Below are 14176 nucleotides of genomic sequence, written 5' to 3'. Positions count from 1 at the left end.
GAGTGATTTTATGAACGAGACGATTACACCAAACAAGTGGGCCCTTCTACCATTACTTGTCTTTTTGGTCCTCTTTATCGGTGCCGGCATCTTTTATGACGACTTTTATAAGTTCCCGATTCTGATTGCCGCATTGATTGCCTTGATTTTTGCTGCCGTGACGACCAAAGGCAGTATCAATCAAACCGTGGAACGGATTGCAACGGGTGCCGGAAATCCGGACATCATGATCATGGTCTTTATTTTCTTACTCGCCGGTGCGTTTTCCGGAACAGCGGATGCGATCGGCGCCATCGAAGCGACCGTCAACGCGTCACTGACATTTTTACCGCCGTCTCTCTTAATGAGCGGATTGTTCATCATCGCTGCCTTCATCTCGATGGCGATGGGGACTTCGACCGGTACGATTGCGGCGCTCGCCCCGATCGCACTTGGTATTCACGAAGCGACTGGTGTCAATGTCGCCATCGCGGCTGCCGCCGTCGTTGGGGGCGCGATGTTCGGGGACAACTTGTCGTTTATCTCCGATACGACGATTGCAGCGGTCCGCACGCAAAAAACCAATATGCGTGATAAATTCCGAACGAACTTCTTGATTGTGCTTCCGGCAGCGATTTTGACCGTCATCATCTTGGCATTTGTTTCAGGTGCCGGAGATGTCGTCGACGCGAAGGCCTTCGAGTTTTATAAACTGATTCCGTATCTGTCCGTCATCGTCTTGGCCTTGTTCGGCGTCAACGTCATCCTCGTCTTGATCGGCGGAACCGCCTTGACAGGAATCATCGGTATGCTCGACGGCAGCTTCGGTTTAAGTGGATTCGTGCTATCGATGTCCGAAGGATTGATGGGCATGGCTGAAATTTCGATTTTGACATTACTGATGGGTGGTCTTGTCAGTCTGATCACCTTTAACGGCGGTATCGCCTATCTGAAAGAAACACTGACTCGAAAAATCACGCAACGCCGCGGCGCAGAGTTCAGTATGGCTGCGCTTGTCGGAGCGACAAACCTCGCGACGGCAAACAATACGATTTCGATCCTTGTGGCTGGACCGCTCGCAGCGGAGATTGCGGATACGTATGACATCGATCGGAAGAAGTCAGCCAGCATTCTCGACATCTTCTCGTGTGGGGTTCAAGGAATCATCCCATACGGCGCCCAGTTGCTGATTGCGGCGGAGTTGACGAAAACAGCTTCTCCGGAACTGATTCCGTATCTGTTCTATCCGTTCTTATTGTTCGTGTGCGGATCCCTTGCGATTCTTTTTGGATTCCCGCGCCGGAAAAACACTGCTGTGCGCAAAGAAAATATTTCGTAAAACAAACAAGTCCGGCCGCCTGCAGCGCGACCGGACTTGTTTTTGATTATTTTTTCTTCTGTTCTTGCCGGTTAAGAATGAAATACGCGATGGCTGGAAGCGGGAACTGAACGAGCCCTGCGCCACCCCACACCCACGGATTACGCCCGGTTTTACGGGCGCCAAGGAACAGGAAGGTCGCTTGAGCGCCTAACAGCGTCGCAAGTCCGGCCCACACTCCTTTTGGTACGTTTTTAACGGATCGTGCCATGATTTTACACCTCACTTCATGTATGGATATACCCACTTTGTTCGCTCTCTAACAGCTTACCTCCTGCTTTGAGCGTCTAAACAGACGTGATTCTGAGTTCATGCTAAACTAAACGAGCAATTCCATATTCTAGTTTCATTGAAGGAGGAGTATATACATGCAATACGCAAAACTTTCAAATGGTGTCACGATTCCACAGATCGGTTTCGGAGTCTGGCAAGTCGACGAAGAGACGGAAGCACCGGCTGCCGTCGCAGAAGCGATTCGTGTCGGTTACCGTCATATTGATACGGCTGCCGTTTACAAAAACGAACGTGGTGTCGCCAAAGGAATCAAAGAAAGCGGCGTGAACCGTGAAGATCTCTTCTTAACGTCTAAAGTATGGAACGATGATATTCGTGCCGGACGCACTAAAGAAGCTTTCGCTGAGTCACTCGAACGATTAGAGACCGATTATTTGGACCTCTATTTGATTCACTGGCCGGTCGAAGGGTACATTGAAGCATGGAAAGCGATGGTTGAGCTTTACGAAGCTGGGAAAATCAAAGCGATTGGTGTTTCGAACTTCAAAGAACATCACCTCGATACACTGGCTGAAGAAGGATTGATGACACCGATGATCAACCAGGTGGAACTTCATCCGCAACTTCCGCAACACGAACTGCATGAATATCTACAGGACCACAGCATCCAAGTCGAGGCGTGGAGCCCGCTCATGCAAGGGAAATTCCTTGAAATCAATGACTTTAAGGAAATTGCCGAAAAACACGGTAAATCTCCTTCACAAGTCGTCTTGCGTTGGCATTTGGATAACGGCATCGTTGCTCTTCCAAAATCGGTCACACCTGAACGGATTGCGGAAAACTTTGATGTGTTTGATTTCCAACTCGATGCGGACGATCTCGAGAAGATTGATCGTTTGGCAACAGATGTCCGTCTTGGACCAGATCCGGATGAAATCGACTTTTAAGCACTGCCGTTAACAACAGGCTGACGCTTTAGAACGATTGCTTTATGAAGAGGGGTGGCAGACTTATCTGCCACCCCTCTCTTCTCGTTAATCAGGAATCACTCGCTTCACGCAGCTCCTACAGGGTGTCTCGTTTGAGAAACGTGCGTGAAAGAACGCGTGATTCCTTTTTTTCGTGGTCATTACCGCGCTATACATAATAGACAAGAATCGTCTCTTCTGCTTCTTCTGCCTGACGGAAATAAGCGCGCAAGTCACCGAACTGCTCCCATACCGTATCAAATTCTCCTTGCCGCCCCGCTTCCCGGTAAATCACTTCAAGCGCCTGTCGGTCAAAATTCCGCATCACCTCGGAAGAAATGATTAAGAGCGGTAAAGGAAGGATGCCGACGATCGCCGCATGATCTTCATTGACGATTAACTCTTCCCCGACGATTGCCCGCCCCAGATTGTAATGGGTTTCCTGATCAATGAAGATATCGATTTGACTCATCAATTGGTACAACGGTGTTGTTTCTTCGAGCGCAAACAACTGTTCATGGTCGGGCTGTGTTTCATGGATGAACAAAATCCAGTCCATGATGATGTGCGGATCATCACCAAAAGAATCCCAAACGGCATCTGCGACTCGGACATAATGAACATTTTCCATCCTCCCCCTCCTTCCGACCGTTTTTTTTAGTATTCCCATTTTCTCACCTGTTTAATGATGATTCCTGAAATCCAAAGACAAAAAAGAGGATCAGATTGCTCTGACCCTCAGTTTGTTAGATTGCTTTTTCTTTTGTATCGTCATCTTGCCATGCTTCAAGCGTTTCTTTCCCGGGAAGATTCGGAATCGAATCTTTATGGAAACGAGGATCTTGACCGTTTCGGCGTTGAACGAGGTAATCATCCAGTGCCAATTTGGCAATTTTCGATAACCGGAAAATCGCATACAGATTGACGATCGCCATCAGTCCCATAAAGATATCGGCTAGTGCCCAGACCAGTCCGGCTGTCTGAACCAACGAACCAAATACGACCATCGCTAAAACAATCACCCGGTAGATCGTCATCAACGTTTTGTTGTCATTGATGAAGCTGATGTTCGACTCACCGTAATAATAGTTTCCGACAATCGAGCTGAACGCAAACAAGAAAATCGCAAGTGCCATGAATCCAGTCGCAAGCGAACCGACTTGTGAAGCAAGTGCTCCTTGTGCCAAATCGATTCCGGCAACCGGTTCTCCACTCGCATCTTTTGTCGCGACACCACTGACCAAGACGATCATCGCGGTTGCCGAACAGACCAGCAACGTATCAACGAATACCGCAAATGATTGGATCAAACCCTGTTTGACCGGGTGCGATACTTCTGCCGTCGCAGCAGCGTTAGGGGCTGACCCCATCCCTGCTTCGTTTGAGAAGAGACCACGACGGATTCCGTTTAAGACCGCTGCTCCAATCGCTCCACCTGCAAGCGTTTTGAATTCAAGCAATCCTTCTTGGAAAATCAAACCGAAGACGCTTGGTAAAACTTCAAGGTTCGTCACCATGATGTACAGGGCGATTAAAATGTAACCACCCGCCATGATCGGGACGAGAAACGCTGCGACTTTCGCGATACTGCGGACACCACCGAAGATGACAAGTGCCGTCAATACGACAAGTCCGACTGTGATCCATGTCTTATCGATGCCATACTGACTTTGAAGTGACAAAGAGATCGTATTCGACTGCACCGAGTTAAAGACAAATCCAAAAGCGATTGTGATCAAGATGCTGAAGACCACTCCGAGCCAACGTTGTCCAAGTGCTTTTTCCATGTAATAGGCCGGACCACCACGCCATGCTTTATCATCGCGCACTTTATAGATCTGCGCCAACGTACTTTCGACGAAGGCAGAGGCCGATCCGATTAAAGCGATCAACCACATCCAGAAGACGGCACCGGGTCCACCAAGCGCGATCGCTGTCGCGACACCGGCAATGTTTCCGGTTCCGACGCGTGCTGCCGTACTGATGGCGAACGCTTGGAACGGCGAAACACCGTCTTTTCCTTTATCTGTTCCTTGGAACAACAGGCGAAGCATTTCCGGAATCATCCGAAATTGGACGAATCCCATCCGAATCGTAAAATAAATGCCTAACCCGACTAATAGAATGATGAGAACGCTCGACCATAATACATCGTTGATATTACTGACTAACTCCATGAATTGTTTTTCCACGTGTCTTCCTCCTCATTAAACGTTCCATCATGTAACCTTTTTTCACATGTGTTCTATGATACGAAAATAATTTCAGAAAATCAAATTCATTTCCTTCTTTTAAGTCGTTCAAGTGCACAAAAAATCACAAAACCTCACATCCAATGTGAGGTTTAACGTAAAAAAACAAGCCCCGTGTAATCGGGGCTTGTTGAAGACATCTCTCTTATTTAACAATCGAGTACATCAGATGAACAGATTGAGATTGGCGTCATCCGTCGCGCCAAGATAACTTGCGACACCGCCATAATCGATGTCATCCAACAATTCTTCTTTTTTGATTCCCATGATGTCCATCGACATCGTGCAGGCGATCATCCGAACTCCTGCCGCCTGTGCTTTCGCCATCATCGTCTCAAGCGCATCCACTTGTTTGTCCTTCATGACTTTTTTCATCATTTTTTGACCAGCCCCGCCCATATTCATGTTCGAGAGCGGAAGATCGCCGGCATGTTTCGGCATCATCATGCCCATCATCCGTTCCATCGGTGCCTTCTCAACGGATGGTGCGTCCGGTTTTCGAATGACATTCAGTCCCCAGAACGTAAAGAACATCGTCACTTGTTTGCCCATCGCTTGAGCACCTTGCGCGATGACGAACGATGCCAGTGCTTTATCGAGGTCTCCGCTGAAGACGACCATCGTCGCATCGTCCGCTTTCGTGACGTCAGACTGGATCGGCGCGGCCGTTGCCATTCCTTTTTCAAGCAAGACTTCGACGATTCCCTTATTCATTTCCGCCGTATGGACGGTATGACCGAGCTTATGTGCCCACGCTTGAACATCCGGCAGGAATCCGGGATCCGATGCTTTGATGAAAACTTGATCGCCGTCTTGCAGTTGATCCATCTTCGTTTTTAATTCCACAATCGGGCCCGGGCATTGGAGACCGCATGTATCCAGTAACGTAATCTGCTCTTTTGTTGCTCGTTTCGGCTCACTTTTCGTAATCGTCACTGCTGTTTCCTCCCGTACTTGGCTTCTCGCTTCACGGTCACGATTGACCGTTGCCCATGTCTTGTAACCGCCACTTAGATTTTTGACATCAAAACCATGTTGTTTGAGTAACTGGCTCGCGACATATCCGCGTAATCCGACTTGGCACGTCACGTAAATCGGTTGATCTTTCGGCAGTTCCTCCAGCGACTGACGTAATGTCGGCAAGGAAATGTTAACGGATCCCGGAATCGAACCGAGTTCATTTTCAGACGGTTCACGGACGTCCAGCAATAAACCACCGTTCGCGACAATCTGATCAATCTCGTGCCAATGGACGTTTTCACTGTCGCCAAGTACGATGTTTGAGGCAATGTAGCCGGCCATATTGACGGGATCTTTGGCTGAACTGTACGGAGGAGCGTAGGACAGTTCCAAATCCGGAAGATCGAGAACCGTCAGACCACCTTTGATCGCTGTCGCCAAGACATCGATTCGTTTTTCGACACCGGTCATCCCGATCGCCTGTGCGCCAAAAATCGTTCCGTCGACCGGATCAAACAACAGCTTCATCGAAATCGGACTGGCGCCTGGATAATATCCGGCGTGCGAACCGGGATGCAGATGAACCGCTTCATACCGGCGTCCGGACTGACGAAGACGTTTTTCATTGACGCCGGTTGAAGCGACCGTCAAATCAAAGACTTTTGCGACTGCCGTGCCAAGTGTTCCTGTGTACCGAACGTCTCGCCCATTGATGATATCGGCGACGAGGCGCCCTTGACGGTTGGCCGGCCAAGCAAGTGGAACGTGGACCGGTTCTCCTGTAATGTAATCTTTGACCTCGATGGCATCCCCGATCGCAAAGATCGAAGGATCGGATGTCCGCAGTGTCTCATCGACTTGGATCGTTTGTTTGATTCCGAGCTCAAGTCCGGCATCTGCCGCTAGATTACTTTCCGGCATGACGCCGATCGACAAGATATTCATGTCCGTCTGAATTACTTTTCCACTCGTCAACACGACACGTGTACCGGCCTCTTCGAAGCGGGCCACGCCGTCCGATAAGATCAAGTCGACCCCTTTCGCCCGGAGGTGCTCATGAACGATTGCTGCCATTTCCGGATCCACCGGTGCCATGACTTGGTCCGCCATCTCAATCAGTGTCACTCGTGCCCCACGCTCGACTAAGTTTTCCGCCATCTCAAGACCGATAAATCCTCCGCCGATGACGGTTGCATGAGACGGACGGGCTTCGTCGACATACTGACGCATCTTGTCGGTATCCGGAATGTTCCGTAGCGTAAAGACGTTTTCCGCTTCCTCCAGCCCCGGAATGCCCGGTCGGATTGGTTTTGCTCCCGGTGACAAAATCAACTGGTCGTATGTTTCTTCATATTCTTCTCCGGTATCGACTTTCCGAATGATCAAGGTTTTTTGTTCACGATTGATTTGAATTGCTTCAGACAGATTTCGGACATCCAGATTAAACCGTGCGTTCATTCCTTCAGGAGTCTGAACCAACAGTTTATTTCGGTCTTTAATGATGTCACCGATATAATAGGGTAGACCGCAGTTCGCAAAAGAAATTTCCTTCCCCCGTTCCAACAGGATAATTTCCGCCGTTTCATCCAATCGGCGCAACCGTGCTGCCGCCGTCGCCCCACCAGCTACTCCACCTACAATGATCGTTTTCATTCCGTCTTCCTCCTTGAGTAGAATCCATTATGGTCTATGTGTACCAATATACCCATTCAGGTATACATTTTCAAGTTATCTGTTCGTTCATTCACAAAGATGTCTTACCTTAAAATGAAAATGTTCCTTTGAGGATAACGGACATTAGTTGCAATTCCATCTAAAATGCTTGAAACTGAGATTACAGTATTTATAAGGGGGATTTAATCATGGATCAGGATCGTAACTCAAAAGACACGAACGATAACAAAGTCACACCGATCAACCAAAACAGTCAGCCGGAAACAAATGAAAACGGGGTAACGGCTGTGCAACAACAATATCTGGAAGAGTTCCAAGCGTTCTTAGTCGAAAAAGGTATCCCGATGGAAGCACGTGAGAATGAAACACACGTCTTCTTCATGACACAGGAAAAAACGCCGGCGGGTGCTGAACCGATGATGATGATCGTCTTCAGTAAAACAGCGACCGACGTTGAACTGTTTGCTCGGACGATTACACACGTACCAGACGGTGTTGAGGATCTTCCAATCTTAAATGCCATCAACGACTTTAACCAAGAATTCAAATACTTCCGCGTTGTCCTCGACAGCGATCGTGACGTCACAATCGCTTCAACGATCGATTTGGATCACGGCTTTAATCCGGCAGCAATTTTCGGACACTCGGTCATGATGTTCCAAGCATCGGATGAAGTCTTCAGCTACCTCACGAAACTGTATGACCAAGTTCAGTAAAATATCACCTTAAAATGGCTTCCGGGATACCTCGGAAGCCATTTTTTTCATCTTTAAGTTCAATTGACAATGAGAATTATTCTCGCTATAGTTAGATTTGTGAAAACGACATCATTTATCGATATTTATTATATTCTGGGGGAATCAATCATGAAAAAACGGTTAAAAGTAGCTTCACTTTTCATTACAGCAGGACTTCTTGCGGCTTGTGGCAACGCGGAAGAAACAACAACGGCTCCGAAAAAAGAAAAAACGGAGCAAACGTCTGAAACAAAAACAGATGCGGGGATCGCAGCGACAACCCTGAAGGATGAACTGACAATCTACAGTTCCATCAAGGCGGAGCTCGACAAAGCAAAAGAAGGTCAAGCCATCGATTGGAAAATGGTCACGACGAGTTATGAATCGAAATTAAAAGGCGGCGTCACGACGGCTGCTCCTGAAATTGAAGAAGTCATCAGTTCCGCATTAGCGGGTGTCGAATCAAAAGAACTGGATGAGAACGTTGCCCGTCAACTCGTGGACAAAGGCATTCAGTCTTACTTCTATAAACTCCAAAAATCGACACAAGCGACAGCAGAAGAAGCCGTTGCTGCCGGTAAAACCGACGAAGCGACTGCTGCATTAAACGATATCAAGGACATGTCCGAGACAGTCTTCATCCCAACTGCAGAAAAGCGTGACGCGAGTTACGGCTTTAAAAATGAAGAAGCGATTGCTCAAGCAATCTCATCCGGCTTAACGGCACAAGAAGAAGCGATTGCTGCAAAAAACGTCGCGGACTTTAACGTCGCGAAACAGTTGACGGATAAATCCATCTACCGTTCGTTCTATCTTGCCGCTCTCGGTTACGCTCAAAAAATCGAGGATGGCGTCAAAGCCGGAACGGATGAAAAAGAATTACAGATGGAGCAAGCGGAAGGATACGGTTTCTTACTTGCCATCGAGGAATCACTGGCCGGTGGCGATGAAGACGCGGTTGCTAAATTAAAAGACCTCTATGACTTCTCAAAAACAAAACCAGAGGGTGTCAAGTTCAAAGAAGTGGAAAGCTTATTCGCCAAAGCATTAACGGAAAAGATCGACGGCTACCACGAAGAAACACAAGAAGCGCTTGAGAAAAAAGACGTCGATACGGCACGGGTCGAGGCGATGGAAGCAAACATGTTCATCATCGCAATGAAACCGACACTTGAGAGCCGTCTCGGTAAAGAACAAGCCAGCACGGTCTTGTCTGACGCCAACGCTTGGTATGCCCTTGTCGAAAAAGGCGACCTGAAAGCCGAAACGACAGGTGATAAAATCGTTGACGCCTTAGAGCCACTCAACTAATCGATTGGAATCGGAGGAACGCGACATGCAGATCGGAATTACAGGAGGCGCGGGTTTCATCGGATCCGCTCTTGCACTTCGGCTTCACGCAAGCGGTCATACTGTAAGTGTCATCGATGCCTTCACGGATTATTATGACGTCGAACTGAAGCTGGAGCGGGCTCGTCTTTTGCAACAGAACGGGATTGAGGTGTTTGAAGGAAACGTGCATGAGGATTTGCCGACTTGGTTCGGCAGTCACTCCTTTGCCGCCGTATTTCATCTCGCCGCTTTGCCCGGCGTCCCCGGTTCGTTACAGGAACCGCATCGGTACATCGAGGATGATATCGCGATGACGGTGACCGTCCTCGAAGCAGCGCGCACATATGCCATTCCGCATCTGTTTTTCGCTTCTTCTTCCTCCGTCTACGGGGAACAAACGGGTGCTCTGTTGGAACATCAAGCAACCGGACAGGTGATGAGTCCCTATGCCGCAGCCAAGTACAGTGCGGAAACCTTTTGTCAGGCTTATCAGAATCTGTATGGTCTACAAATCGGGATTTTCCGCTTCTTCACTGTCTATGGCCCTGCCGGACGACCTGACATGGCATTGTATCGATTCATCGAACAGGCGCTACGCGGTCAACCGTTGACCGTTTTCGGTGACCCGATTCGGGACTTCACTTATATCGACGACATCACACGGGGAATGGAGCAAGCCTTGCAAGCACAGGCAACCGGTATTTTCAATCTTGGTGCCAACCGTCCGGAATCGGTGCGCGACGCCGCGGCGATGCTCGGGGAACGGTTTGACGTGCCGGTGGCATTTGCTCCCGCCCGGGCGGGAGATGTCTCAATGACATGGAGTAACACCGATGCGGCAAGGCAGACGTTCGGTTATGTTCCCTCCGTCACGCTCGCTGATGGAATGGAATGGATGATCACATGGCATCGCGATCGTCTGTGATACGTGGAGCTGCGGGCGTCGTTCTGACGTTGGCAGCTCTTTTTTTACTCGTCCGTTTTGGCCTCGAACTGCCTGTTGTGTATGACTATCTCCAAACCCTGTTGACGTCTTACTGGACAGTGGTCGCTACCGTCACCTACGCTTTCGCTTTTTATTTACGCGCACGCGCTTGGCGGACAGCGGACGAAAAAAATGCGTCTACCGCGGTTTACCTAACGAGTCTGTATCTTGGTCTCGCAATCAATCACCTCTCCCCCGTCAAGGTAGGAGAAGCGGTTCGCCTGCTGACGGCGCGAGCGATTGGCAGTCCGATGAAACGGACAACGGCGATTTTTGTCGCCCAACGCGGCATCGACCTATCCGTACTCGGTCTTTTTGTCGCTGCCGGGTTATTATTAGGACAGACGATGTGGGTCGCCGGGCTTGCGTTTGCCGGTGGTCTGCTCGCCTTGTTGCTGGTCCGGCGATGGATCAAGACGATCTATCCCTTGATTGGATACGGGGCGGCGGCGTGGCTGTTTGAAGCCGTGGCTGTTTTTTGTCTCTTGCAAGGTGCCGATGCCGACATCGCCTTTCCGCTTGTCCTCGTCGCGATGAGTGCCGGAATCTTGTCCGGAATCGCCCAGTTTACCCCGGGTGGACTCGGAACGTATGAACTTGCGATGGGAACGGTCTTGCAACTTGCGGGTATGGCCAACCCGTACGAGCTCGCCTTGATGACGCATCTCTTTAAATATGCGTTTGCATTTTTAGCGCCGGTTTATGTGCTCATCCGCCATTTCCCGATTGTTACATTACTGTTCACCCAGTTTAAGAAGCACGATACGAAAGGATGACCTGCATGAAAAGTGCTTCCCGTTTTGAAAAAGTTGCCGCACGGATGTGGAACTTATTGAATGAAGGCAAACCCTTCACACCGATTTTTACGATCGGTGTGTTTCTCAGCTATCTGATTTTGACGCAAGGCTCACTCAGCGGTGTCGGCTTTGGATTCCTGATGACCCTGCCGCTGCTCGTCTTATATTGGAAGTTTGATTTTCCGTTGTTCTTACGGAATTATCTTTGGCTTCCGTTGATCGTCTGGTTGTTCATCGAAGGAACGGACACGCGTCTCCTGCCGCTGTTTGCGTATGGAGCCGGTCTTTATTTCTTCTTCACCGTCTTTTTCTGGGGGACGATCTATTATCACCTCCGGATCGGGACCAACTGGCTCAACTTCACACGTTTTTGGAAACTGGTCCTTAAAAACAGTGACTCGACGAGCGGAAATGCCCAAGAACAGCTGCCGAAAGTCGGACTTTTACTCGCGTATTGGCAAACCGCTTCAATCGAACAGACACTGGATTGGTCCTATCTTTGGTTTCCGCTTGGGCTGTTCCTGTTCGCCTGGGTCCTCCATCACTACCTGTTCGATTGGAAGCCGAAACTGCCGACCGAATCAACCGTCGATGCACCGATTCCGACATCACAAAAAGTCTATGTCCTGATCGTCGACGGCATGCGGAAAGATCGCTACATGGCGGCGAACACGCCGTTTCTCGAACGTCTCCGCCAAGAAGGAACGGAGTATACGAACATGGAGACCGTCTATCCGGCTCGAACGGTCGTCTGTTTCAGTTCCATGTTCACCGGAGCCCGTCCGGAAGAACACGGTATCCATTCGAACATGGTTTGGAATACGACAGGGGTCAAAACCGATACGGTCTTTGACCGGTTGCGCGACGTCGGGAAAACCGGTAAGATTCTTGGAATCGCTCATCTCGTCGATGCCTTCGGTGCCAAAGACGTTCATACCGTGACAGCCGTCATGCATAATGATGTCGCGGACCGCAACATCGTCGATCGCGCCAAACAAATCGTCCAGCAAGAAGATCCGGATTTACTGGCGATTCAATTGATCGGCACCGATCAGACCGGTCACAGCCGCGGCACCCTGTATTCCGAATACGTCCAGAAAATCGAAGAAGCCGATGCCTTACTGGCTGAATTTTGCGAAGAACTGGACCGGCTCGGTAAGCTCGACGATGCAACACTGATTGTCATGGCGGATCACGGACAAGCCGACGGGATCGGCGGTCATGGTCATCTCGATGAAGGAGAACGGTTTGTTCCGTTTTGGATGTACGGCAAACACGTCCATGCCGGTCTGAAAGTTGATACACACCGGCATATCCTGTCACTTGGACCAACGATTACGAAGTTGCTTGGTGCTGATATCCCGCATGACAGCCGGGGTGTCTTACTGACGGAAGCCTTTAAGGAGGAATCCTCATGAAAAAAATCGTCGTCTTTCTTCCGGCCCATAACGAAGAAGTCTCCTTGCCGCTTGTCTTAAAACGCATTCCGGCTGAAATCGATGGACTGCCTGTCGAAACGATCGTCATTGACGACGGATCCACTGATGCAACGTCTGAGATTGCCCGGCAACACGGAGCCCATGTCTATCGTTTCCCTAAAAATCGCGGGCTCGGAGCTGCCGTTCGGGAAGGACTGCTCCGGTCCTATGCCCATGGCGCGACCGTCGCCGTCATGATTGACGCCGATAACGAATACCCGGCGGATCAGATTCCCGACGTCGTCCGACCGATTCTTCTCGATGAGGCCGACTATGTGTTTGGTTCCCGTTTTCTCGGAACGGTCGACGGGATGCGTTTGTACCGGTATATCGGCAATCATGTCTTTACCTGGTTACAGTGCGTCTTATTAAAACGTCGGATTCACGATGGACAAAGCGGCATGCGGGCCTTTTCCCGTGCGGCGTGTAAACATGCGGAAATCATCCACGACTATAACTATGCCCAAGTGCTGACACTGAATCTTGTTCGAAAAGGGTTCCGGTTGCAGGAAGTCCCGATTCGTTACCGTGTGCGGGAAGCCGGAAAGTCCTTTATTCGCTTTAACTATATCCAGCGCGTCCTCCCTGCGATTTACCGGGAATGGCGTCGCCCGATCGTCCCACTGTCGTCTGAAGAACGTTTTGAACGAAAGGAGCATCTCGGATGAGAAAACCGCTTTTCATCACCGTCATCGCCTTCTTGTTCCTGCTCACTACACCGTTGCCGGCATTCGCCTACAGCTACGGCGATCCAGGAAAGGAAGCTTTTGCGGAAGCTTATAAACAGTTTGAGGAACAGCTTGACCAAAACGATTACACGTTAGCCAAAGAAACCATCGATGCCTACGATAAGGAATTTACGCTCTACTTCCCGGAAGCAAAAGAAAAAATCGATGCGTCGTTAGCCAAGGAAGATGCCGATGCTGCCAAGCAAGCCTACCGGGTCGCTTTGCGTCAAAACATCGAACGTCGTCTGCACTTCGCGCAGGAACAATTCGATGATTTCGGACAGGCCAAGTTGTTGCTCGCTAAAGCACGCGGCACATATGATGTGCTCGCACCTTACGTCAAAGAAAGTGATGGTGCAAAGACAAGTGATTCATTGTATACTGCTTTTGATGATTCACTTGCGGCGCTTGGAAACCCCGGTTTGTTTGGAGTCGGGAAAAAAGCAAGTGATCGAAAAACATTTGATCAAAACATTAAACAGATTGAAGATACTGTCACCCCGCTGTTCGTTTTACCGGGTGAAGAGAAGACAGGTGTTTTTGATGAAGAGGACTCCATTTTCGGTCAATCCTTTGGGACAGATGACATTTGGAAAACGGTCGCCATCAGTCTTGTCATCATCTTAATCGTCATCGTCATCATCGGTCAGCGTAAGAAACGACGCGCTCAATAA

At 49.5% G+C, this 14176-nt stretch carries 13 protein-coding genes; 9 read left to right on the top strand and 4 right to left on the bottom strand.

From position 1 onward, the window contains the following. The first annotated feature begins 10 nt into the window (after positions 1-10). Complete coding sequence (locus P397_RS0102325; RefSeq protein WP_026831793.1) at positions 11-1318, top strand: Na+/H+ antiporter NhaC family protein; 1308 nt, start codon at positions 11-13, stop codon at positions 1316-1318. A 46-nt stretch (positions 1319-1364) separates the two neighbouring features. Here P397_RS0102325 and P397_RS17050 read toward each other — a convergent pair whose 3' ends face one another. Beyond that, positions 1365-1568 carry a hypothetical protein gene (locus tag P397_RS17050; RefSeq protein ID WP_035387561.1) on the bottom strand — a complete coding sequence of 68 codons (204 nt, stop codon included), beginning with the start codon at positions 1566-1568 and terminating at the stop codon, positions 1365-1367. Between the two features lie 157 nt (positions 1569-1725). Here P397_RS17050 and P397_RS0102315 point away from each other — a divergent pair, with 157 nt between their 5' ends. Then, a complete protein-coding gene (locus P397_RS0102315) occupies positions 1726-2538 on the top strand; it encodes an aldo/keto reductase (protein ID WP_026831792.1) in 813 nt (270 codons plus the stop codon). 190 nt (positions 2539-2728) lie between these two features. On the opposite strand, the gene P397_RS0102310 is transcribed toward P397_RS0102315, so the two are convergent. From P397_RS0102310 to P397_RS0102300, 3 genes are all read right to left on the bottom strand, one after another. Next, positions 2729-3190 carry a hypothetical protein gene (locus tag P397_RS0102310; RefSeq protein ID WP_028105493.1) on the bottom strand — a complete coding sequence of 154 codons (462 nt, stop codon included), beginning with the start codon at positions 3188-3190 and terminating at the stop codon, positions 2729-2731. Between the two features lie 115 nt (positions 3191-3305). Then, the gene (locus P397_RS0102305) at positions 3306-4751 is read right to left on the bottom strand and encodes an alanine/glycine:cation symporter family protein (RefSeq protein ID WP_028105492.1); all 1446 of its coding nucleotides are present in this window, start codon (positions 4749-4751) and stop codon (positions 3306-3308) included. Between the two features lie 225 nt (positions 4752-4976). After that, positions 4977-7424, bottom strand: a complete 2448-nt coding sequence (locus tag P397_RS0102300; RefSeq protein ID WP_028105491.1) for a CoA-disulfide reductase — start codon at positions 7422-7424, stop codon at positions 4977-4979. Positions 7425-7633: 209 nt separating this feature from the next. On the opposite strand from P397_RS0102300, the gene P397_RS0102295 reads away from it, so the two are divergent. The 7 genes from P397_RS0102295 to P397_RS0102265 all read left to right on the top strand — a co-directional run bounded on the left by P397_RS0102295 (position 7634) and on the right by P397_RS0102265 (position 14176). After that, positions 7634-8161, top strand: coding sequence for a type III secretion system chaperone family protein (locus P397_RS0102295; RefSeq protein ID WP_026831788.1), 528 nt, complete (start codon positions 7634-7636; stop codon positions 8159-8161). 150 nt (positions 8162-8311) lie between these two features. Continuing rightward, on the top strand, positions 8312-9493 hold the full coding sequence (locus tag P397_RS0102290) for a hypothetical protein (RefSeq protein WP_028105490.1): 1182 nt from the start codon (positions 8312-8314) through the stop codon (positions 9491-9493). Between the two features lie 25 nt (positions 9494-9518). Further along, positions 9519-10439, top strand: a complete 921-nt coding sequence (locus P397_RS0102285) for an NAD-dependent epimerase/dehydratase family protein (protein ID WP_035414020.1) — start codon at positions 9519-9521, stop codon at positions 10437-10439. Beyond that, positions 10418-11275, top strand: coding sequence for a lysylphosphatidylglycerol synthase domain-containing protein (locus P397_RS0102280; RefSeq protein WP_028105488.1), 858 nt, complete (start codon positions 10418-10420; stop codon positions 11273-11275). Before P397_RS0102285 ends, P397_RS0102280 begins: the two co-directional genes overlap by 22 nt. A gap of 5 nt (positions 11276-11280) precedes the next feature. Continuing rightward, positions 11281-12714 carry an alkaline phosphatase family protein gene (locus P397_RS0102275; RefSeq protein WP_028105487.1) on the top strand — a complete coding sequence of 478 codons (1434 nt, stop codon included), beginning with the start codon at positions 11281-11283 and terminating at the stop codon, positions 12712-12714. Further along, a complete protein-coding gene (locus tag P397_RS0102270; protein WP_026831783.1) occupies positions 12711-13442 on the top strand; it encodes a glycosyltransferase family 2 protein in 732 nt (243 codons plus the stop codon). Before P397_RS0102275 ends, P397_RS0102270 begins: the two co-directional genes overlap by 4 nt. After that, a complete protein-coding gene (locus P397_RS0102265; protein ID WP_028105486.1) occupies positions 13439-14176 on the top strand; it encodes a hypothetical protein in 738 nt (245 codons plus the stop codon). The genes P397_RS0102270 and P397_RS0102265 overlap by 4 nt, the downstream gene beginning before the upstream one ends.

The sequence above is a fragment of the Exiguobacterium undae DSM 14481 genome (assembly GCF_000620805.1).
GTDB lineage: Bacteria > Bacillota > Bacilli > Exiguobacteriales > Exiguobacteriaceae > Exiguobacterium_A > Exiguobacterium_A undae.
The sequence above is the reverse complement of the archived record's forward strand: the minus strand, read 5'-3'. Positions and strand labels throughout refer to the sequence as shown.